This is a genomic window from Bradyrhizobium sp. (assembly GCF_030697065.1).
Taxonomy (GTDB): domain Bacteria; phylum Pseudomonadota; class Alphaproteobacteria; order Rhizobiales; family Xanthobacteraceae; genus Bradyrhizobium.
In genome coordinates this window covers 1-21901 of sequence record NZ_JAUYQU010000110.1, presented here as the reverse complement: position 1 = coordinate 21901, position 21901 = coordinate 1, and the positions used below count along the sequence as shown (strand labels likewise).

At 64.7% G+C, this 21901-nt stretch carries 19 protein-coding genes; 11 read left to right on the top strand and 8 right to left on the bottom strand.

Annotated elements, in window-relative coordinates; genetic code table 11:
• The coding region (locus Q8R73_RS08845) for an efflux RND transporter permease subunit (RefSeq protein WP_305719168.1) at positions 1-1842 on the top strand (1842 nt) is incomplete at its 5' end.
• A complete protein-coding gene (locus Q8R73_RS08840; protein ID WP_305719167.1) occupies positions 1832-3037 on the top strand; it encodes an efflux RND transporter periplasmic adaptor subunit in 1206 nt (401 codons plus the stop codon). The genes Q8R73_RS08845 and Q8R73_RS08840, both read left to right, overlap by 11 nt.
• Before the next feature lie 8 nt (positions 3038-3045).
• Here the strand turns inward: Q8R73_RS08840 and Q8R73_RS08835 are convergent, their stop codons facing one another.
• Positions 3046-4563: an acetyl-CoA acetyltransferase gene (locus Q8R73_RS08835; protein WP_305719166.1), complete on the bottom strand. Its 1518-nt coding sequence runs from the start codon at positions 4561-4563 to the stop codon at positions 3046-3048.
• 147 nt (positions 4564-4710) lie between these two features.
• Entirely contained in the window at positions 4711-5844 is a 1134-nt protein-coding gene (locus Q8R73_RS08830; protein ID WP_305719165.1) for a nitronate monooxygenase, read from the bottom strand.
• A gap of 260 nt (positions 5845-6104) precedes the next feature.
• Between Q8R73_RS08830 and Q8R73_RS08825 the strand changes: the two genes are divergently transcribed.
• The 3 genes from Q8R73_RS08825 to Q8R73_RS08815 are packed head-to-tail and all read left to right on the top strand — an operon-like array spanning position 6105 to position 8985.
• Positions 6105-7775 (top strand): NAD(P)/FAD-dependent oxidoreductase, encoded by a 1671-nt coding sequence (locus Q8R73_RS08825; protein ID WP_305719164.1) that lies wholly within the window; start codon positions 6105-6107, stop codon positions 7773-7775.
• Between the two features lie 8 nt (positions 7776-7783).
• Positions 7784-8200, top strand: coding sequence for an SgcJ/EcaC family oxidoreductase (locus tag Q8R73_RS08820; RefSeq protein WP_305719163.1), 417 nt, complete (start codon positions 7784-7786; stop codon positions 8198-8200).
• 32 nt (positions 8201-8232) lie between these two features.
• Positions 8233-8985: an alpha/beta fold hydrolase gene (locus Q8R73_RS08815; protein WP_305719162.1), complete on the top strand. Its 753-nt coding sequence runs from the start codon at positions 8233-8235 to the stop codon at positions 8983-8985.
• Positions 8986-9098: 113 nt separating this feature from the next.
• Here the strand turns inward: Q8R73_RS08815 and Q8R73_RS08810 are convergent, their stop codons facing one another.
• From Q8R73_RS08810 to Q8R73_RS08800, 3 genes are all read right to left on the bottom strand, one after another.
• Positions 9099-10370, bottom strand: coding sequence for an acyl-CoA dehydrogenase family protein (locus tag Q8R73_RS08810; RefSeq protein WP_305719161.1), 1272 nt, complete (start codon positions 10368-10370; stop codon positions 9099-9101).
• Between the two features lie 125 nt (positions 10371-10495).
• Positions 10496-10873 (bottom strand): VOC family protein, encoded by a 378-nt coding sequence (locus Q8R73_RS08805; RefSeq protein WP_305719160.1) that lies wholly within the window; start codon positions 10871-10873, stop codon positions 10496-10498.
• A gap of 64 nt (positions 10874-10937) precedes the next feature.
• Positions 10938-11717: an SDR family NAD(P)-dependent oxidoreductase gene (locus tag Q8R73_RS08800; protein WP_305719159.1), complete on the bottom strand. Its 780-nt coding sequence runs from the start codon at positions 11715-11717 to the stop codon at positions 10938-10940.
• Positions 11718-11908: 191 nt separating this feature from the next.
• Between Q8R73_RS08800 and Q8R73_RS08795 the strand changes: the two genes are divergently transcribed.
• The 3 genes from Q8R73_RS08795 to Q8R73_RS08785 are packed head-to-tail and all read left to right on the top strand — an operon-like array spanning position 11909 to position 14056.
• A complete protein-coding gene (locus Q8R73_RS08795; protein ID WP_305719158.1) occupies positions 11909-12700 on the top strand; it encodes an enoyl-CoA hydratase/isomerase in 792 nt (263 codons plus the stop codon).
• Complete coding sequence (locus tag Q8R73_RS08790) at positions 12697-13680, top strand: phosphotransferase family protein (protein WP_305719157.1); 984 nt, start codon at positions 12697-12699, stop codon at positions 13678-13680. The genes Q8R73_RS08795 and Q8R73_RS08790 overlap by 4 nt, the downstream gene beginning before the upstream one ends.
• A 1-nt stretch (position 13681) precedes the next feature.
• Positions 13682-14056, top strand: a complete 375-nt coding sequence (locus Q8R73_RS08785; RefSeq protein ID WP_305719156.1) for a DUF6285 domain-containing protein — start codon at positions 13682-13684, stop codon at positions 14054-14056.
• A 109-nt stretch (positions 14057-14165) separates the two neighbouring features.
• Here Q8R73_RS08785 and Q8R73_RS08780 read toward each other — a convergent pair whose 3' ends face one another.
• Positions 14166-14945, bottom strand: a complete 780-nt coding sequence (locus Q8R73_RS08780; protein ID WP_305719155.1) for an enoyl-CoA hydratase-related protein — start codon at positions 14943-14945, stop codon at positions 14166-14168.
• A 221-nt stretch (positions 14946-15166) separates the two neighbouring features.
• Here Q8R73_RS08780 and Q8R73_RS08775 point away from each other — a divergent pair, with 221 nt between their 5' ends.
• Complete coding sequence (locus Q8R73_RS08775; protein ID WP_305719154.1) at positions 15167-16441, top strand: acyl-CoA dehydrogenase family protein; 1275 nt, start codon at positions 15167-15169, stop codon at positions 16439-16441.
• 175 nt (positions 16442-16616) lie between these two features.
• Here the strand turns inward: Q8R73_RS08775 and Q8R73_RS08770 are convergent, their stop codons facing one another.
• Together Q8R73_RS08770 and Q8R73_RS08765 are read right to left on the bottom strand one after the other, a co-directional pair.
• The gene (locus tag Q8R73_RS08770; RefSeq protein ID WP_305719153.1) at positions 16617-18194 is read right to left on the bottom strand and encodes a fatty acid--CoA ligase; all 1578 of its coding nucleotides are present in this window, start codon (positions 18192-18194) and stop codon (positions 16617-16619) included.
• 217 nt (positions 18195-18411) lie between these two features.
• Positions 18412-19284: an SDR family oxidoreductase gene (locus Q8R73_RS08765; RefSeq protein ID WP_305719152.1), complete on the bottom strand. Its 873-nt coding sequence runs from the start codon at positions 19282-19284 to the stop codon at positions 18412-18414.
• Positions 19285-19393: 109 nt separating this feature from the next.
• Between Q8R73_RS08765 and Q8R73_RS08760 the strand changes: the two genes are divergently transcribed.
• Both Q8R73_RS08760 and Q8R73_RS08755 read left to right on the top strand, forming a co-directional pair.
• Positions 19394-20209: a crotonase/enoyl-CoA hydratase family protein gene (locus Q8R73_RS08760; RefSeq protein ID WP_305719151.1), complete on the top strand. Its 816-nt coding sequence runs from the start codon at positions 19394-19396 to the stop codon at positions 20207-20209.
• Positions 20210-20338: 129 nt separating this feature from the next.
• Positions 20339-21880, top strand: a complete 1542-nt coding sequence (locus Q8R73_RS08755) for an acyl-CoA synthetase (RefSeq protein WP_305719150.1) — start codon at positions 20339-20341, stop codon at positions 21878-21880.
• Positions 21881-21901: the final 21 nt, after the last annotated feature.

The following is a 21901-nucleotide window of genomic DNA, read 5'->3' as shown; positions in this document are numbered from 1 at the left end:
CCGATGTTCTTCCTGCAGGGCGTGGCGCGCTTTCTGTTCGTGCCGATGGCGCTGGCGGTGATATTCGCCATGATCTGGTCGTTCCTGCTGTCGCGCACCCTGGTGCCGACCATGGCCAAATATTTGCTGCAGCCGCATGTCCGTCATGCCGAAGGCGGGGGACCGCCGCCGACGCGCAATCCGCTGGTCCGGTTCCAGCGGGCTTTCGAAGCGCGCTTCGAGCGGCTGCGCGGCGGCTACCGCGACCTGCTGTCGCTGGCGCTGGCGCGACGGCCGGTGTTCGTGATCGGGTTCATCGGCCTGGTCGGGCTCTCGTTCCTGCTGGTGCCGTATCTCGGCCGGAATTTCTTTCCCTCGGTCGATGCCGGTTCGATCCTGATGCATGTCCGCACCCAGGTCGGCACGAGGGTCGAGGAAAGCGCCAATCAGTTCGCCGACGTGCAGAAGGCGATCCGCAAGATCATCCCGCCCGGCGAGAACGAAACGCTCGCCGACAATATCGGCATGCCGATCAGCGGCATCAACATGACCTACAACAACACCGGCGTGATCGGTCCGGCGGATGGCGATATCCTGATCAAGCTGAAGGAGGGTCACCGTCCGACCGACGAGTATGTGCTGGCGATGCGCGAACAGCTGCCGCGGATGTTTCCCGGCATGACGTTCTCGTTCCTGCCGGCCGACATCGTCAGCCAGATCCTGAATTTCGGCGCCCCGGCGCCGATCGATCTGCAGATACGCGGCGCGAAGGTGGCCGAGAACTTCGCCTACGCCAACACGCTGCTGAACCGGATCCGCCGGATTCCCGGCATTGCGGATGCGCGCATTCAGCAATCGCCGAACAATCCGACGTTCAATGTCGATGTCGACCGCACCCGGGCGCAGTTTGTCGGGCTGACCGAACGCGACGTCACCAACAGCCTCGTCGTCAATCTGGCCGGCAGTTCGCAGGTGGCTCCGACCTTCTTCCTCAACCCGGACAACGGGGTGTCCTACTCGATCGTGATGCAGACGCCGCAATACAAAATGGACTCGCTGGGCGCATTGGAGACATTGCCGCTGACGGCGGCCGCGGGCGCCGTTCCGCCGATCCTCGGCGGCATCGCCAGCATTTCCCGGGCCGCCTCGAGCGCGGTGGTCTCGCAATACGACATCCAGCCGATGGTGCAGATCTATGCAACGCCGCAGGGGCGCGATCTAGGCGCGGTGGCCGCCGACGTCCGGACCGCGATCGCGGAAACCGCGAAGGAAGTGCCGAAAGGTTCCTCGGTGGTGCTGCTCGGCCAGGTCGAGACCATGGACAGCGCGTTCTCCGGACTGTTGTTCGGCCTGCTCGCCGCAGTGGTGCTGATCTACCTACTGATCGTGGTGAACTTCCAGTCATGGTCGGACCCGTTCGTGATCATCACGGCATTGCCGGCGGCGCTGGCCGGCATCGTCTGGATGCTGTTCACGACCCAGACCACGCTGTCGGTGCCGGCCCTGACCGGCGCCATCATGTGCATGGGCGTCGCCACCGCCAATAGCGTGCTGGTGATCTCGTTTGCGCGCGAACGCTATGAGGAACTCGGCGATCCCGTTGCCGCGGCGATCGAGGCCGGTTTCGTCCGGTTCCGCCCGGTGTTGATGACGGCGCTGGCGATGATCATCGGCATGACGCCGATGGCGTTCGGCCTCGGCGAGGGCGGCGAACAGAACGCGCCGCTCGGACGCGCGGTGATCGGTGGCCTGATCTTTGCTACGGTCGCCACGCTGATGTTCGTTCCCGTGGTTTTCAGTATGGTACACAAGAAGCAGGGCGCCAAAGCCGCCGCCGCACCGGAGACGTCGCATGCCCACTGAACACGGCTCGCCGGTATCGCGCCGGAAGTTGGGCATTTTCGGCGCGGTGGCCGGGATCGCCGCGGTGCTGGTGGTGGTCACGGGCATCCGCGCGCGCGAGGATTCCAGCGCCAAGCTGCGCGAATGGACCGACGATCAGGCGATCCCGACCGTCGCGGTGGTGCTGCCGGACGCCCGGGCGCTCGCCGCCACCCTCGATCTGCCGGGCCGGCTGGAAGCTTATTCGCGGGCGCCGATCTTCGCCCGCGTCAGCGGCTACCTCAAGAGCTGGAGCGCCGACATCGGCGCGCAGGTCAAGGCAGGCCAGGTGATCGCCGAGATCGAGGCGCCGGACCTCGACCAGCAACTGCTGCAGGCGCGCGCCGATCTTGCCAGCCAGCAGGCCAGCGCCAGACTGTCCGAGGCCACGCTGACCCGCCGCAAAACGCTGCTCGCCTCGAACTTCGTGTCGATGCAGGAAATCGACGAACGCACCGCCGACCTTGCCAACAAGAAGGCCGCGGTCAATTCCGGCCAGGCCAATGTCGAGCGGCTGGAGGCGCTGGCGGGCTACAAGAAGATCACGGTGCCGTTCGACGGCGTGGTCACCGCGCGCGATACCGACGTCGGCGCCCTGATCAATGCCGGTGGCGGTTCGGGACCGCCGATGTTCGTGGTGTCCGACATCAGCCGGCTGCGGGTCTATGTCAACGTACCCCAGACCTACGTGCCTTCCATCAAGATCGGCGCCAAGGCCGTGCTCACGATGCCGGAATATCCCAACCGGACCTTTCTCGCGACCGTCGAGGCTTCGTCGCAATCCGTCGATGCCGGCTCAGGCACCACGCGGATGCAGCTCGCGCTCGACAATGCCGGGGGTGAGCTGATGCCGGGCGGCTACGCCAGTGTGCGGCTGAGCCTGCAGCGTGACACCCAGCCGCTGCACATCCCCGCCAGTGCGCTGATCTTCAACAAGAGCGGCATGCGCGTCGCTACCGTCGGACCCGACGACAAGGTGCTGTTCAAGACGGTCACCATCGCCCGCGACCTCGGCCGCGACATCGAACTCGCTTCGGGTCTCGCGCCCGATGATCGCGTCATCGTCGCGCCGCCCGATGGCATCGCCGACGGCGACGCGGTCCGCGTTGCCGGCGACAAGGCCGGTGGCGGGGCGAAACCCGCGACGGCGTCGGAGCGGCAGGGCAGCAAGGGATAGGACGCAGGCTATCCCGCCCGCCATTCCAGCACGCCGTCCTCCGCCGTGGCGATATCGCCCAGCGTTTCCACCGGCGTGCGGTCCAGGTTCGTCAGATGCGCCAGGGTCGCGCTGTCATTGGCCGGCACCCGCGCCAGCGCGCGGGCGTCGGCTGCGGTCCGCAGCATCACCACGCCGTGCTCGACCTCGCCGCCGCGGCCGTAGAGCACGGTAAAGCTCTCGACCTTGCCCTTGCCGCCGGCCTCGGTGACGAAATCCGGCACCGCGCCTTTGCGGCGATCGGCTTCGGCCTGCACGCTGGTGTCCTGCGCCAGCGCGTGGTGCGGCGCCTGCCGCGACAGCACGAGTCCATGATGCTTGGTGACAAAACCGCCCTGGCCATAGAGCAGGCCGAGCTGGGCGCCGCCGCGCAGCTTGCGCACCATCGCGCAGGCGGCGTGGGTCATGTAGGTGTTGAGCGGCGCGCCGAAGAAGGTAAGGCCGCCGGTGACGGTCGGCTGCACGTCGGGGCCGAGCCCCAGCGTCCGCCGCGCCATTTTCGGCACCACGGGGAAACAACTATAGAGCTCGATGGCGTCGAATTTCTTGCCGTCGCCTTCGACGAGATTCATCACTGCCTTGAGCACGGCATTTTGCGGATGGCTCTCGTAGAACTGGTCGCGCAGCAGATAATCCCGCGGCTCCTCCGCCGAGGCGCCGCCCCGGATGTGAATGATGCGATCCTCCGGGATGCCGCCGGCCTTGGCTTTCGCGAGGCTGGTCAGCAGCACGGCCGCGCCCATGTTGACGGTCGGATTGGCCACCATCAGCTTGTTGTAGGGCCAGGCGATCAGCCGGTTGTCCGGCGTCGGCGTCGTGATCTCCTCGGCGCTGACGTGCCGCTTCAGCCAGGCATGGGGATTCTCCGCCGCTGCCCTCGAAAAGGTCGACCACAGGTCGCCGGATTCCGCCATCGCCTCCCGCGGGGTCTGGCCCCAATGCGCCGAGGTCGCGGTTTCGTAGAGCGGATAGACGGTGACCGGCCTGAAGACGCCGAGCTTGACCGCCATCGGTTTCTGGAACGCGGCGCCGCGCTTGGGCTCTTCGACGTCATGCGCGAACGGCGTCCACGGCAGATCGATTTTGGCGCGCTCCGCCTTGGTCGCGGTCGACTGCGCCTCGGCGCCGCAGACCGCCGCCACGCTGCATTCGCCGCGCGCGATGCGCTGGGCCGCCTCGTGCAGATAGCGGATCGGGCTCTCGCCGCCGACCGGGCCGTAATACAGATGCGCCGGCGCGATGCCGAGGCGTCCGGCCAGTTGTTTCTCCGGATCGCGGTAGCGCCAGCTCAGGAAATTGACGATGTCGAGCGAGTCGATCTCGCCCAGCAGCTCGGCGCCGGAATCGGCCTCCGCGCGCCGTAGCGCCTGTTCGAGCAGCGTGAGCGGCTCAAGCCCGTCGGCGATTTCCTTCGGCCGGTCGGTGATTTCGCCAACTCCGACGATGACGGGGATGCGGTCTTCGGAGACGGGGGAGGAGTTTTGCATTTTCTTGTTTCTCTATTCAGAAGATTGATTTCCGCCAGAGCGGCGTCCTCCGTCATTGCGAGCGTAGCGAAGCAATCCATCCTGCAACAAAAAGACAGAATGGATTGCTTCGTCGCAAGTGCTCCTCGCAATGACGCGCGGCGAGAACTACTCCGCCACCAGCGCGTTCATGTGTTCGACCGCCTCGATAAAATCTTCCTTGAATTCCTGCACCACGGCGCCGGCGGATTTGACGCTGTCGATCAGGCCGACGCCCTGTCCGACATAATAGCTGACGAGGTCGCGCGCCTGCGCGTTGCCGGAGGCCGCGGCGCGATCGATCGAGGTGAAGGCGTCGCGGCTGATGATGCTCTGCAGCGGCATCGGCAGCGCGCCGGGGCTGTCGGGTCCGCGGTCCCAGGCATCGGTCCAGACCGAGCGCAGCTGCCGCGCCGGCTTGCCGGTGCGGCCCCTGGAGCGGATCGCGTCGCGCGAGGAGGCCGCGATCATCTTCTCGCGGAAAATTTCCGATGTCTCGGATTCCACGGTGGCGAGCCACACCGAGCCGGTCCACACCCCGGCCGCGCCCATCGCCATGCATGCCGCCATCTGGTGTCCGGTCATGATGCCGCCGGCGGCGAGTACCGGCACGTCGCGGATCGGCTTGATGGCCTTGATCACCTCCGGCACCAGCACCATGGTGGAAACCTCGCCGCAATGGCCGCCGGCCTCGGTGCCCTGCACCACCAGGATATCGACGCCGGCCGCGACCTGGCGCAGCGCATGCTCCTTGGCGCCGACCAGCGCCGCCACCGGCACGCCATGCTTCTTGCCCATCTCGATCATCGCCTTCGGCGGTACGCCGAGCGCATTGGCGATCAGCCTGATCGGGTGGTTGAAGGACACCTCCAGCAATTCCATTGCGCGCTGCGCGTCGAACGGCTGCGGCTGGTTGTCGGCGACATCGGTCTTCGTCAGTTCGATGCCGTATTTCTTCAGCAGGTTCTTCGTGAAGGCGCGGTGCTCCGGCGAGATCCGCGCTTCCAGGCTTTTCCAGGTGACGTCCTTCTCGCCCGCCGTCGAGATATTTTCCGGGATCAGCACGTCGAGCCCGTAGGGCTTGCCGTCGACGTGGTCGTCGATCCACTTCAGTTCCTGCTCGATCGATTCGGGGGAATGCGCCGTCGCTCCGAGGACGCCGAAGCCGCCGGCGCGGCTGACGGCCGCGACCACGTCGCGACAATGGCTGAAGGCGAGCAGGGGAAATTCGATCCCCAGCATGTCGCAGATCGGCGATTTCATGGTTGTGCTCACTCCCTGCGGCAGCCTTTGGCGCTGCTCTTTTTGATTTGGACGGCGAATGCTCAAATGACGCTAGCGCATCAGGGGTGTGCATGCCAAGCCTTGCGCGCTCCTCACACGAGGGCGACAGGCGTTCCTCCGGCAACGTGCATTCCATGCGGCAAAATATGCAGCCCGGTATGCCCGATTTGACCCTTGCGCTTTGTCGCTGCGGGTAGAATGCTGCCGGGCAACACAAGAATAATCCCCGGGGAGTTCGAATGTCCGCCTTGCCATCCGTGTCAGCCAAAAGCCAACCCGCTGCCGCCGGGGCTTATGACGTCGTCGTGGTCGGCGCCGGCTTTGCCGGCATGTACATGCTGCACCGGCTGCGCAGGCAGGGTCTGTCGGCGCGGGTCTATGAGCAGGGCGGCGATGTCGGCGGCACCTGGTACTGGAACCGGTATCCCGGCGCGCGCTGCGACGTCGAGAGCATGCAATATTCCTATTCGTTCGACGACGAACTGCAGCAGCAGTGGGACTGGAGCGAGCGCTACGCGCCACAGCCCGAGATCCTGAAATACGCCCAGCATGTCGCCGACCGGTTTGATCTGCGCGGCGATATCCAGTTCGAAACCCGGGTCGATCGCGCCGAATTCGACGAGATCGCCAACACGTGGTCGGTGACGACATCGGACGGCAGGACGGTGACGGCGCAATATGTGGTGCTCGCCACCGGTTGCCTGTCGAATGCGAAGATGCCTGACATCAAGGGCCTCGGCGATTTCAAGGGCAAGGTCTATCACACCGGGCACTGGCCCCATGAGGAGGTCGATTTCACCGGTCTGCGCGTCGGCGTGATCGGCACGGGCTCGTCGGGGATCCAGTCGGTGCCCGTGATCGCCGAGCAGGCCAGCCACCTGACGGTGTTCCAACGCACCGCGAATTTTTCCATTCCCGCCCGCAACGCCGAACTGACGCCCGGCGAGCGCGAGGCGTTTCGGGCGAACTATCCGGAGATTCGGCGGATCGCGCGCGAGGAGATGCGCAACGGCATCGTGCAGGAGGTGCCGGATCGGGGCGCGCTCGATGACGGCGAAAACGAACGCCGCGCCAAATTCGAGTCGCGCTGGAGCAAGGGCGGCCTGACCTTCATGGGCGTCTACAACAACCTCGCCTTCGACAAGGCCGCCTACGACACCGCCGCCGGTTTCGTCCGCGACAAGATCGCGGAGATCGTCGAGGATCCGCAGACCGCGAAACTGCTGCAGCCGAACGATCACCCGATCGGCTCGAAGCGCATCTGCATCGATACCGATTTTTTCGCCACCTTCAATCGTCCCAATGTGACGCTGGTCGACATCAAATCCGATCCGATCCGTCAGATCCTGCCGCACGCGGTTCGTACCTCGGCCAGGGAAATCGAGGTCGACGCGCTGGTGCTGGCGACCGGTTTCGATGCGATGACGGGTTCGGTCGCGAAGATCGACATTCGCGGACGCAACGGCCAGACGCTGAACCAGAAATGGGCGGAAGGTCCCAAAACCTATCTCGGCCTGATGAGCGCGGGCTTCCCCAACCTGTTCATCGTCACCGGTCCCGGCAGCCCGTCGGTGCTGTCCAACATGATCGTGTCGATCGAGCAGCATGTCGAATGGATCACCGACTGCATCGCCTGGATGCGCGACCGCGATCTTGCCGCCATCGAAGCCGGCCGGGACGCCGAGGACAGATGGGTGGCGCATGTCAACGAGGTCGCGCACAGCACGCTCTATCCGCAGGCCAATTCCTGGTACATGGGGGCCAACGTCCCGGGCAAGCCGCAGATCTTCATGCCCTATATCGGCGGCGTCGGCGTCTACCGCCAGATCTGCAACGACGTCGCGGCAAAGGGCTACGAGGGCTTTGCGACTACGGCGGCGGAGCCCCCGCAGAAGCGCGCCGCGTCCTGATTGCCGAGATGGCCGGGGATGCCAAAGCGGCGGAGGCGGCGGTCGCTTGGGTGCTCGAAGCGCGCCGGACGGCCTGGAACGAAGGCGACCTGGAGAGCTATCGACACCTGCTGACCAGCGATGCCGACCTCGTCAGCGCCACGGGAAAAAAATCCGCCGGGCGCGACGCGCTCGTCGCGCTGTCCGCGGAGCAGAAGCGGCAGCCCTCGTACCGGGATGCCACCATCACCGCGACGCAGATCGATGCGATCCGCCTGGTGACGCCGGATGTCGCCCTGGTGGATGCCACCTATCGCATGACGGGCGTTCGCATTCCCGCGGATTCCGGGGCGAGGGCGGTCGCGGGAGCGATCCTGTTCGTCATGGTGCAGCAGAACGGCGCCTGGCGGATCGCCTCGATCCGCGCCTTGCCGCCGTCACCGTAATCGTCAATTCTCTGGAGAGTGGGGGAGCTGCCATGGGTTTTTACGAAAGAGGCGACGTCCGCATCCATTACGAGGAGGCCGGTTCCGGCTTTCCGCTGCTGCTGATCGCCGGCGGCGGATTGAATTCGAGCATAGCGGGCATCACCGGCAGCTATCCGCCCTTCAATGCGATGGAAGAATTCCGGAACGAGTACCGCTGCATCGCCTTCGACCTGCGCAATGCCCCGCCCGGCCAGTCCTCCGGCCCGCTGGAGATCGACCGTCCCTGGGATTCCCATACCGACGACCAGCTCGGCCTGATGGATCATCTGGGCATCGACAGGTTCATGGTGCTGGGCTTCTGCATCGGCGGCCCGTTCATCTGGAATTTGCTGAAGCGTGCGCCGGACCGCGTCGTCGCCGGCGTGCTGGCGATGCCGTCGGGCTCGCGTCCCGAGATGCGCGACCTGTTCTACGACAACAACATCAAGGGCTGGGCGCCGGAGCTGATCAAGCGCCGGCCCGATCTCACGATGGAGATGGCCGAGAAGTTCCTGGCCAGAATGTACCACAGCAACCCCGACTTCGTGTTCACGGTGACGCGCGATTTCGTGCGCCATTGCCGGACGCCGGTGCTGATCCTGCCGGACGATATCCCGGCCCATCCCTATGCCGTGGCCATGGAGACGGCGATGCTGGCGCCGAACGCCGAAGTCAGCATGTTCCCGTGGAAGGAGCCGAAGGAGCGGGTTCCGCTGGCGGTGCGCCAGATCCGTTCATTCCTCCGCGCGCACCGGCCGGCTTAGCGGCGGCGTGCTTCGTGGGTGGGCACGCTTGAAGCGTCCCCACCATGGTGCGTGTGGTCAAACCGGTGGTGGGCACGGCGCAAGGGCGCCTTTGCCCACCCTGCGATTTTTTCTCAGTGCTGCTGCAATTCGTGGCGACCCACCACCATCCAGTGTACCTCGTCGGGACCGTCGGCGAAGCGGAGGTGGCGCACGTCGGTGTACATTTCCGACAGCGGCGACCACTGCGAGATGCCGGTGGCGCCGTGCATCTGGATCGCCTGGTCGATGATGCGGCAGGTGCGCTCGGGCACCATGGCCTTGACCATGCTGACCCAGACCCGGGCCTCCTTGTTGCCGAGCACGTCCATCGCCTTGGCGGCCTTCAGCACCATCAGCCGCATGGCTTCGATCTCGCAGCGCGCCTGCGCGATGATCTGAAGATTGCCGCCGAGCTGCACCAGCTTCTTGCCGAACGCCTCGCGGGTCAGGCCGCGCTTGACCATGAGGTCGAGCGCCTTCTCCGCCTTGCCGATGGTGCGCATGCAGTGGTGGATGCGGCCCGGACCGAGGCGGACCTGGGAGATTTCGAAGCCTCGGCCTTCGCCGAGCAGCATGTTTTCCTTCGGCACCTTCACATTGTCGAACCGGATGTGCATGTGCCCGCGCGGGGCATGATCGTGGCCGAACACGGTCATGGGTCCGATGATCTCGACGCCGGGCGTGTCGATCGGCACCAGGATCTGCGATTGCTGGTTCTTCGGCGGCGCGTCGGGACTGGTCTTGACCATCGTGATCATGATCTTGCAGCGCGGGTCGCCGGCGCCGGAGATGTAGTATTTCTCGCCGTTGATGACCCATTCGTCGCCGACCAGTTTTGCCGTGGTCGAAATGTTCTTGGCGTCGGACGAGGCCACGTTCGGTTCGGTCATCGCGTAGGCGGAGCGGATCTCGCCGGCGAGTAGCGGCTTCAGCCACTTCTCCTTCTGCTCCTTGGTGCCGACGCGTTCCAGCACTTCCATGTTGCCGGTATCGGGCGCCGAGCAGTTCATCGATTCCGAGGCCAGCGGGTTCTTGCCCAGTTCGGCTGCGATATAGGCATAATCCAGATTGCTGAGGCCTTCGCCGGTCTCGGCGTCGGGCAGGAAGAAGTTCCACAGCCCCTCGGCCTTGGCCTTGTCCTTAGCCTTCTGCAGTACGTCGAGCTGGCCGGGCGCGAAGCTCCAGCGATCAGCCTTCTTCTCGCCGAGCCGGTAAAACTCGACCGACATCGGCTCGACGGTTTCACGGATGAACTTGTTGACATGGTCGAACAGCGGCCGCGCCTTTTCGGACATGCGCAGGTCGTTCAACTCGTCACCGGGGTCCATCGCATAGCTCGTGGGCACACTGACGTTCTTGTTCATATTCTTGTTCCTCCCAGGAAAGGCAACTTTACAGCCGCGCCAGACCTAAGTCTGGCGCTATTTGAGCATCGCCGTCGAATTATTGCTGTTTGAAACAATGTTCGACCGCGGGGCAGGTCATCAGATCAGGCCATGCGGTGCATGGCGCAGATCTTGTTGCCGTCGGGGTCGCGCAGATAGGCGAGATAGAGTTTGCCCGCAGGCCCTTCGCGCACGCCCGGCGGATCCTCGCAACTGGTGGCGCCATTGGCGATGCCGGCGGCGTGCCAGGCGTCGGCCTGCTCGGCCGAGGCGGCGAGAAAGCCGATGGTGCCGCCATTGGCGGGCGTCGCGGGCTTGCCGTCGATCGGCTTCGACACCGAAAACACGCCGGTCTTGGTACGGTAGAAGATGCGATGGCGGTCCAGCCTGCCGGCGGGAACACCGAGCGTGCCGAGCACCGCGTCATAGAACGACTGGGCCTTGTCGAGGTCGTTGGTCCCGATCATCACGTGCGAAAACATCTAGTATTTCCTCCCTTGTTCGCCGAACGGCTGAAGCCGCCTCGTGCCTGCTACGCTTGCCGTGTCAGAACGCTGTATAGCCGCCGTCGATCACAAAGCAATCGGCAGTGTGATAGGACGACGCCTGGCTCATCAGATAGACCGCGATGCCGCCGAAATCCGCGGGCTCGCCGAACCGCCGCACCGGAATCCGCGGCATCACATTGGCGACGAATTTCTCGTTGGCCATGATGCCAGCCGTCATCTCGCTCTTGATCCAGCCGGGCAGTATGGCGTTGGCGGTGACGCCCTGGCGTGCCAGTTCGACCGCGAGCGCGCGGCACAGCGCATTGATGGCGGCCTTGGTGGCGGCGTAATGCTCGTTCCGTGCGGTGCCGAAGATCGATGCCAGGCTCGAAGTTGCGACCAGCCGGCCGAACGGATCGCCTGCCGTCGCGCGTTCCGTCATGTGCCGCGCCGCGGCCTGAAATACATGGAAGACGCCGTCGAGATTGGTCGCGAACATGTTCCGCCATTCCTCTTCGGTGCGCTCGATGAAGGCGCGCCGCCCGCCGCCGCCGATGCCGGCATTGGCGAAGCAGCCGTCGACCCGGCCGAAGGTTTCCAGCGTGGCGGCCATCGCCGCCTTGACGGAAGCGGGATCGCTGACGTCGCAGACACGGGTGTCGGTCTTGCCCCCGGACCCCGCCATCGACGCCGCGGCGGCCTTGTTCTTGTCGGCGTTGCGGCCCCAGATCGAGACGTTGCAACCGGCGGCGGTGAGCGCCTGCGCGATGCCGAGTCCGATGCCGCCATTGCCCCCGGTAATGACGGCGACACGGCCGGTGAGGTTGAATATGCTCATGAGTGGTTTCCCTTGGGTATTTACTGGGGTGTTTCCATTTGGGACGGCGCACTTCAGCCGTGCGCCCGATGGCGGGCGGATGTGCGGGTCCAACCATGGACAAGGCCATCCAGAAAATCAAATATGGCTTCGAGATGAGACCCTTTGTACCGCAGGGCGAAATAATGCGGGTCGCAACACACGAGGAAACAATGCAGTTCAAACACGTCACGCTGGATATCGACGGTCCGGTCGCCATTCTGAAGCTGGACCACCAGGAGGTGATGAATGCGGTGTCGATGGACATGCTGGGCGGCCTGGCCGAGGCGCTCGATGCCATTGAGGAAAACAAGGCCGAAATCCGCTGCGTGGTGCTGACCGGGGCCGGGCGCGCATTCTGCACCGGCGCCAATCTGCAGGGTCGCAACAACCAAAAGCCCGGCAAGAGCAACGCGGGCTCGTCGCTGGAAATCGGCTTCCATCCGTTCCTGCGCCGGATGCGCAACCTGCATTGCCCGATCGTGACCGCCGTCAACGGCCCGGCGGCCGGCGCCGGCATGAGCTTTGCGCTGATGGGCGACATGATCCTGTGCGCGCGCTCGTCGTATTTCCTGCAGGCATTCCGCCGCATCGGTCTGGTGCCGGATTGCGGATCGACCTGGCTGCTGCCGCGGATTATCGGCAAGGCGCGTTCGGTGGAGCTGTCGCTGATGGGCGAGCGGCTGCCGGCCGAAAAGGCGCTGGAATGGGGGCTGGTCAACCGGGTCCATGACGACGCCGTCCTGATGGAAGAGGCCATGAAACTCGCTCATGAACTCGCCAATGGCCCGACTATCGCTCTGTCGCTGATCCGCAAACTGTACTGGGACAGCCCCGACAATTCGTTCGAGGACCAGCTCAACCTCGAATTCGAATTCCAGAGGAAGGCCGGAGCCGCAGAAGACTTCAAGGAAGGCGTCACCGCGTTTCTGGAAAAACGTCCTGCCAAATTCAAGGGCAAATGATGCAGGAAGCGCTCGGGCGCTGCGTCGCGTCGTGGTGTCCCGGTGCCGCCGGCGTCACTAACGTGGCGCGACTGTCCGGCGGCGCCAGTCAGGAGACCTGGTCGTTCGATATCGGCCATCCCGATGGCGTCATCGGCGCGATCCTGCGCCGGGCGCCGCAGGGCCACGGCGCGTCGCCGCGCGCGGTCGGGCTGGATGTCGAATCGATCCTGATGCAGCGGGCCTTTGACGCCGGCGTGCCGTCGCCGCGCGTGCTCCATGTGCTGCGGCCGCAGGATGAACTCGGCACCGGCTTCATCATGGCGCGGGTCGAGGGCGAAACCATCCCGCGCAAGATTTTGCGCGATGCCGGGTTTGCGCAAGCCCGTCCAAGGCTGGCGCGACAGATCGGCGGGATCCTGGCCGCAATCCACGGCCTGGATCTCGCGCAGCTGCCCGGGCTGCGCCGCATGACGGCGGCGAAGGAAATCGACGAGATGGAGCGGGACTACCGGAGTTTCGAATGGCCGCGGCCGGTGTTCGCTTTGGCGCTGCGCTGGCTGCGCGAGCGCGACCCCGGTCCATCCCGGGAGGTGACGCTGGTGCATGGCGATTTCCGTCACGGCAATCTGATCATCGGCCCGGACGGCGTGCGGGCGGTGCTGGACTGGGAGCTCGCGCATGGCGGCGATCCCATGGAGGATCTCGGCTGGGTCTGCGTCAATTCCTGGCGATTCGGCGAGATCGACAAGCCGGTCGGCGGATTCGGCACGCGCGCGGAATTGTTTGCCGGCTATGAGGCGGCCGGCCGCCGCGTCGATCCCGATCGCGTCAAGTATTGGGAAGTGATGGGGACGCTGCGCTGGGGCATGATGTGCTGCGGCATGATGCAGCGCTTCCGCATCGGCCCCGAGCGATCGATCGAGCGCGCCATGATCGGGCGGCGCTCGTCGGAAACCGAGATCGATCTGCTGCGATTGCTGGCGCCGCGAGGGAAATAGAATGCAGGACGAACCTACACCGGAAGAACTGACCCGCGCGGTCGCGGATTTCCTGCGCAACGACATCGCGCCCGTGCTCAGCGGTCATAATGCGTTCAAGCTGCGGGTCGCCATCAACGCGCTCGATCTGGTGACGCGACAGCTGAAGCTGGAGGAGCGAAGCGATGCGGCCGAGCTCGTCCGGCTGTCGCAGTTGCTGGGCCAGCCGGGTTCGCTTGCGGAATTGAACCACGCGCTGGCCGATCGCATCGCCAGGGGCGAGGCGGATCTGCAGACGCCGGGACTGGCCGACCACCTGTGGCAGACCACCATGGACAAGCTCGCGGTCGATCAGCCGAATTACGCGTCGTACAAGCGGGAGCTGGGAACGAAATAGGCTGGCGGCGCCATTCCACGTCGTCATTCCGGGATGGTGCGCCAGCACCAGACCCGGAATCTCGAGGTTCCGGGTTCGATGCTTCGCATCGCCCCGGAATGACGGAATATTACTTCCCCAGCCATTTCGGCGGACGCTTTTCCGAGAATGCCTTCGGGCCTTCGATGTAGTCCTGCGACGCCGCCATCGCCTTGACGGCGGGATAGTCGCGCTGCTCGGAGATCGCCTGTTCGAGCGAGACCGCCAGTCCCTTCTGGATCGCCTGCTTGGAGGCGCGGATCGACATCGGCGAGTTCTTGCAGATGGTTTCAGCCCAGCGCTCGGCGGCCGCCAGCGCCTCGCCCGCCGGGACCACTTCGTTGACAAAACCGAGTTCCTTGCCCTCAGCCGCGGAAACGTGGCGTGCGGTCAGGATCATGCCCATCGCGCGCTTCAGTCCGATCTGGCGCGGCAGCCGGTGCACGCCGCCGGCCAGGGCCGCGAGGCCGACGCGCGGTTCCGGCAGCGCGAAGGTGGCATTTTCCGAGGCGATGATGAGGTCGCAGGCCAGCGCGATTTCAAAGCCGCCGCCCATGGCGACGCCATTGACCGCGGCGATAAGCGGCTTGTCGCAGTCGAAGCGCGAGGTGAGGCCGGCAAAGCCGCCGGTGTCCCAGCCGCGCTTGCCGCCCGCTGCTTGCCATTTCAGGTCGTTGCCGGCGCAGAACGCCTTGTCGCCGGCGCCGGTGACGATCGCCACCCATTGTTCCGGATCGGCGGCGAAATCGTCGAACACCCTGTTCAGTTCGAAATGCGCATCGGTATGCAGCGCGTTGTAAACTTCCGGCCGCGACAGCGTCACGATCGTGATCGGGCCCTTGCGCGTTACCTTGGAGAATTTCAGGTCCATGTCGGCTCCCATTTTGATTTTTTGCGGCGAGGAATATCGGCTGGATAGTAGCGCGCGTCCGCGGTCAGGTACCATCCCATTACGCAAGGCGCCCGCGCGTGCCAAGCGCTATCCGCTTGCTTGACTTGGACTGCATCTTCTCACCTTAATCGGCCCGGGCAGGGGGCGCGCAGCGCCTTAACGCAAAACGAAAAACAACGATAGTTCCGGGAGAGACCGCCGTGGATTTCAATCTGCCAGCAGATCTGGTCGCCTATCTCGACGAACTCGACCTGTTCATCGCGCGCGAGATCAAGCCGCTGGAAGCTGCGGACGACAACATCCGCTTCTTCGATCACCGCCGCGAATGGGCGCGCACCGATTTCGACAAGGGCGGCCTGCCGCGGCAAGAATGGGAAGTGTTGCTGCGCAAGGCCAAGAACCTCGCCGACGCCGCCGGGCATCTGCGTTTCGCGATTCCGAAGCAATATGGCGGTAAGGCCGGATCGAATCTCTGGATGGCGGTGATCCGCGAGCATTTCGCGGCCAAGGGACTTGGCCTGCATAACGACCTCCAGAACGAGCATTCGATCGTCGGCAATCTGCCGCTGGTCACCATGCTCGACCGTTACGGCCGCGATGACCAGAAGGCGATGATCGAGGGCTCGATCACGGGGAAATACCGCATCACCTTCGGTCTCACCGAACCCGAACACGGCTCCGACGCCACACACATGGAGACCCGGGCGGTCGAGGCTACCCGTGACGGCGTCAAGGGCTGGGTGATCAACGGCGAGAAGATGTGGACCACCGGCATGCACGTCGCGTCGCATTGCGCGCTGTTCGCCCGCACGAGCGGCAATGACGGCGATGCCCGCGGCATCACCTGTTTCCTGGTGCCGGCCGACGCCCAGGGCGTCAAGATCGAGGAATACATGTGGACCTTCAACATGCCGACCGATCACCCGCGCGTCAGCTTTACCGATGTGTTCGTGCCCGAGGATGCGCTGTTCGGCGAGGTCGGCCGCGGTCTGTCGCTGGCGCAGTGCTTTGTGCATGAAAACCGGATTCGTCAGGCCGCCAGCTCGCTCGGCGCTGCGGTCTACTGCATCAACGAGAGCGTCAAATACGCGCGCGAGCGAAAGCCGTTCGGCAAGGCGCTCGCCGAAAACCAGGCGATCCAGTGGCCGCTGGTCGAACTCGCGACCCAGGCCGAGATGCTGCGCCTGTTGATCCGCAAGACCGCCTGGGAGATGGACCAGCTGACCCAGGCGCAGGTCGAGCACACGCTGTCGGACCGGGTCTCGATGTGTAATTTCTGGGCCAACCGTCTCTGCTGCGAAGCCGCCGATCGCGCCATGCAGGTGCATGGCGGCATGGGCTATTCCCGCCACAAGCCGTTCGAACACATCTACCGCCACCACCGCCGCTACCGCATCACCGAGGGCAGCGAGGAAATCCAGAAGCGGAAGGTGGCGGGATTTCTGTTCGGCTATATGGGCGCGGGGAAGCATTAGGGGGCAGTGATGCGCGGCCCTCTCGTCCCTGCGCACGCACGCATGGGACTGACCGTCATTCCGGGGCGATGCGAAGCATCGAGCCCGGAATCTGGAGAATTTACGCTCGAGATTGCGGGTTCGCGCTGGCGCGCGCCCCGGAATGACGGCGTGCGCAATGCGTGCGCAGGACGCCTCAATTCACCTGTCTATCCTTCCCCGCCCAATAGGGATCGCGCAGGTGTCGGCGCAGGATCTTGCCCGAGGCGTTGCGCGGCAACGCCTCGATGAAATCGATCGTCTTCGGTGTCTTGAAGCCGGCAATGCGTTCGCGGGTGAAATTGATGAGGTCGGTTGAGGTTACCTTCCTGCCGGGCTTCATCACCACGATGGCCTTGACCGCTTCCCCCCATTTGTCGTCGGGCACGCCGACCACGGCGACTTCGGCGACATCGGGGTGGTCGCAGATCGCGCTTTCGACTTCGGCGGGGTAGATGTTCTCGCCGCCGGAGATGATCATGTCCTTGATGCGGTCGTGGATGTAGAGGTAGCCGTCGCTGTCCATGTAGCCGGCATCGCCGGTGCGCAGCCAACCTTCGCTGTCGAGGGTTCTGGCGGTGGCCTCCGGCAGATTCCAGTAGCCGACCATGTTGGAGCCGGAACGGGTGGCGATCTCGCCGACTTCGCCGGGCGGCAATCGCTTGCCGTCGGCGTCGAGGATCGCGAGTTCAATACCGGGCAGCGCCTTGCCGGCCGAGCGCATCCGCTCCAGCCCCTCGACATGGTCTTCCGGCGGCAGCGCCACGATGGTGCCGGTGGTCTCGGTCATGCCGTACATCTGCACAAAGCCGCACTTGAAGACTTCGATGCATTCCTTCAGCAGCGCGGCGGGGATCGGCGAGGCGCCGTAAAGCATGTATTTCAGCCTGGAGAAATCCACCTGCCGCGCGCGCGGCTGCCGCACCACGAACTGCATCGCGGCCGGCACCATGAACAGCTTGGTGATGCCGGACTGTTCGAAGAAATCCAGCACCTTGGTGGGATCGAACTCGCGGGCGATCACGCCCCTGGCGCCATGATAGAGGCCCATCACCCCCCAGCCGGAGCCGCCGATATGGAAAATCGGCATCGCCACCAGCGAGACGTCGTCGGTCGACCACTTGTTCCAGTCGGGCTTCTGGTCGCGGCCGGTCTCCACCAGGTTGAGAAAATTGCCATGCGACAGCATCGCGCCCTTCGGCTTGCCTGTCGTGCCCGAGGTATAGAGCTGGATCGCGATATCCTTGCGGTCGATCGGGACCTTGGGATCGTCGCCGCTTTGGGCGTCGCGCCATGCGGTAAAATCCTGCCATTCCGGCGCGCCGCCTTCGGTCGTGATGACGTGGCGGACGTTCGGCAACTGCGGCAGGATGTTGCGCACCTGGGTGACGAATTCCGGCCCGACGAACAGGGCCGGCGCCTTGCAGTCATCGACGATGAAAGCGACCTCCGGCCCGGCGAGCCGCCAGTTGACCGGCGCCATCACCACATTGGCCTTCATCGCGCCCATCAGCAGTTCGAAATAGATGTCGCTGTTCTTGCCGAGATAGGCGATCCGCTCGCCCGGCTTGAGGCCGAGCGCGATCAGGGCGTTGGCGACGCGGTTGGTCTTGATATCGAACCCGGCGAACGAGGTCTGGCGCCCCTCGAATTCATAGGCAATGGCATCGCCGCGGGCTTTGGCGCGTGCGCGCACCATGTCGGCCAGATTGGCCGGTTCAGGAGTATCGGACATGTCTCTCCCGTGGTCTCTTGTTTGTTAGTTGCGATAGTGGCGTCGTTGCGCGGCAAAGACAATAAGGGGAGCGTTGTTCCTCAATATCTCAACACGTCGTCCCTGCGAACGCAGGGACCCATACGCCGCGTCGTCTCGGTGCGACGCGGTGGCGGACATCTTCGCACAACAACGACGCCCGGGATTATGGGTCCCTGCGTTCGCAGGGACGACAAATTCACCCCCTTTGTGCGCGGTCCTTCTCGTTCTGCGCCTTGATCGAATCGCGGGCCCGGATCCAGTCGGCATCGGTCCAGTCGCGCATCTCGTAGAAATTGCCTCCGGTGGCCAGCGCCTGGGCGCCGTCCATGGCAATGGTCTCGCCGTTGATCCAGTCGCAGCCGCCGGAGATCAGGAATACCGCGAGGTTCTGCAGTTCTTCCATCTTGCCGACGCGGCCCATCGGATTCCGCTTGATGGTCCGCGCTCCCGGTTCGTCGCCGGGATTGAGACGCTTGCTCATGCCTTCGGTCGGGATTTCGCCGGGCGCGATGGTGTTGAGCCGGATGCCGTAGCGGCCCCATTCCATCGCCAGCGACATGGTCATGGCGTGGATCGCGGACTTGCTCATCGCCGACGGCACCACGAAGGGGCTGCCGTTGCGGACCCAGGTCACGGTGATCGACACCACATTGCCGGGCTGCTTGGCGGCGATCCAGCGCCGGCCCACCGCGTGGGTGACATAGAAGGTGCCGTGCATGACGATGTTGGCGATGGCGTCGAAGCCGCGCGGCGTCAGGTCCTGGGTGCGCGAGACGAAATTGCCGGCGGCATTGTTGATGAGGTCGGTGAGCGGTCCTTGCGAAAAGATGGTCTCGATCATCTCGTCGACCGCGAGCGGGTTGCGGATATCGACCCCGTGGCTGGTCACACGGCCGCCATGGAGGTCCATCAGCTCGGTCGCTGTTTCGTCGCAGACGCCCTTGCGGCGGCCGCAGATATGGATCTCGGCGCCGAGTTCGAGGAAGCGCGCGGCCATGGCTTTGCCGAGCCCGCTGCCGCCGCCAGTGACAAGGATGTTGCGTCCGGTAAGGAGTTTTTCAGTGAACATGGCTGATTCCACCCAAAGGGATTGCTGTTAATTGGTTGATTGACTAAATCCGCCCGACGCCTTTCTGTAAAGCGGCAACCACCAAGAACAAGTGCAAGGGAACAATCTGATGGAAAAGCGCGTCGAGGTCACGATGTCGGAGGGCGTCGCCGATGTCCGGCTGGTCCGGGCGGACAAGATGAACGCGCTCGATGCCGCCATGTTCGAGGCGCTGGTGGCGACTTCCGCCCGGCTCGCCGAGGAAAAGGGCCTTCGCGCGGTGGTATTGTCAGGCGAGGGCCGGGCGTTTTGCGCGGGTCTCGATATGGGACGATTTGCCGCCATGAAGGAAAAGGGCGGCAACGGGGTTGCGGGCGGCGAAAAGCGTGATCTTTCCGTGCGCACCCATGGCCTCGCCAATTTCCCGCAACAGGCGGTGTGGGGCTGGCGGCAGCTGCCGGTTCCGGTCATCGCCGCCATCCAGGGCGTGGCATTCGGCGGCGGCTTTCAGCTCGCGCTCGGCGCCGACATGCGGTTCCTCAGCCCCGATGCCCGGATGTCGATCATGGAGATCAAATGGGGGCTGGTGCCCGACATGGCGGGGACGCCGATCCTGGCCAGCCTGGTGCGCGACGATATCCTGCGCGAACTCACCTTCACGGGACGGATTTTCTCGGCGCAGGAGGCCCTGAGCTATGGCCTCGCCACGCGGATCTGCGACGACCCGCGCGCAAGCGCCTTCGAACTGGCGCGCGAGATAGCCGGCAAGAGCCCCGACGCCATCCGCGCCTGCAAGCGCATGCTCAACAACCTCACGGTCGACCCCGGCCCGGCGCTGCTGGCCGAGTCCGTCGAGCAGATGAAGCTGATGGGCAGCCCCAACCAGCTCGAAGCCGTCCGCGCCAACATCGACAAGCGCGCGCCGCGCTTCGCGGATGCGGGGTAGACGCTGTCGTCATTCCGGGATGGTCCGAAGGACCAGACCCGGAATCTCGAGATTCCGGGTTCGATGCTTCGCATCGCCCCGGAATGACCTGAATACTTCACAACCCGACCTCAGATCGGAAAGCGACAAATGATATCCACACTTTTCCTCGGCATCATCAGCGGCGACCGGCGCCGCGGCCATGCCGATGTCGCCGATCGTGCCGACCGCATCGCCGGCGGATTGCGCAGGCTCGGCGTGGCGCAGGGCGACAGCGTCTGCATCCTGATGCGCAACGACATCGCCTTCATCGAGGCGGCCTATGCGGCGATGCGGCTCGGCGCCTACGCCGTGCCGGTGAACTGGCATTTCAAGCCGGAGGAAATCAACTACATCCTGAAGGATTCCGGAACGCCCGTTTTGATCGGCCATGCCGACATGCTGCATCAGTTGCGCGATGCCATTCCGGCCGGTGTCACCGCGCTCAGCGTACCGACGCCGCCGGAAATCCTGGCCAATTACAAGATCGATCCGGCGCATCTCGCCACGCCCGATTTCGCCACCGATTTCGAATCCTGGCTGCAGGCGCAGGCGCCCTATGACGGCCCGGCAATGCCGCAGCCGCAGAACATGATCTACACCTCGGGCACCACGGGACACCCGAAGGGGGTGCGGCGCAACGCCCCGACGCCGGCGCAGAGCGCCAATGCGGAAGCCATGCGGGCGCTGATCTATGGCCTGAAGCCGGGCGCGCGGGCGCTGCTGCCCGGCCCGCTGTACCATTCCGCGCCGAACTCGTTCGGCCTGCGCGCCGGTCGTCTCGGCGGCGCGCTGGTGCTGATGCCGCGGTTCGATCCCGAGGAATTCCTGCGGCTGGTCCAGGACGAGAAGATCGACACCATCTTCATGGTGCCGACCATGTTCATCCGGCTGATGAAGCTGCCGGAAGCCGTGCGCAACAAGTATGATATGTCTTCGCTGCGCCACATCATCCATGCCGCAGCTCCCTGTCCGGCCGACGTCAAGCGCGCGATGATCGAATGGTGGGGACCGGTGATCTACGAATTCTACGGCTCCACCGAGTCCGGCGCGGTCACCTTCGCCAATTCCGAGGACGCGCTGAACAAGCCCGGCACGGTCGGCAGGATCGCGCCCGGCGCGGAGGTTCGCTTCGTCGGCGACGACGGCAAGGTGCTGCCGCAAGGCGAGATCGGCGAGATCTATTCGCGGATCGCGGGCAATCCCGATTTCACCTATCACAACAAGCCGGAAAAGCGCGCCGAGATCGACCTCGACGGTTTCATCACCTCGGGCGATGTCGGTTACATCGACCAGGACGGCTACGTCTTCATCTGCGACCGCAAGCGCGACATGGTGATCTCGGGCGGGGTCAACATCTATCCCGCCGAGATCGAGGCGGCGCTGCATGCGCTGCCGGGGGTGCACGATTGCGCGGTGTTCGGCATTCCCGATGCGGAATTCGGCGAGGCCCTGATGGCGGTGGTGGAACCTCAGCCGGGGGTCACGCTGGATGGCGCCGACATTCGCGCGCAGCTCAAGGCCTCGCTGGCGGATTACAAGGTCCCGAAACACGTCGAAATCCAGCAAAACCTGCCGCGCGAGGATTCCGGCAAGATCTTCAAGCGCCGCCTGCGCGATCCCTATTGGGAGCGGGCGGGAAGGAAGATCTAGGCGCCCGTGTCCCAGCGTCTC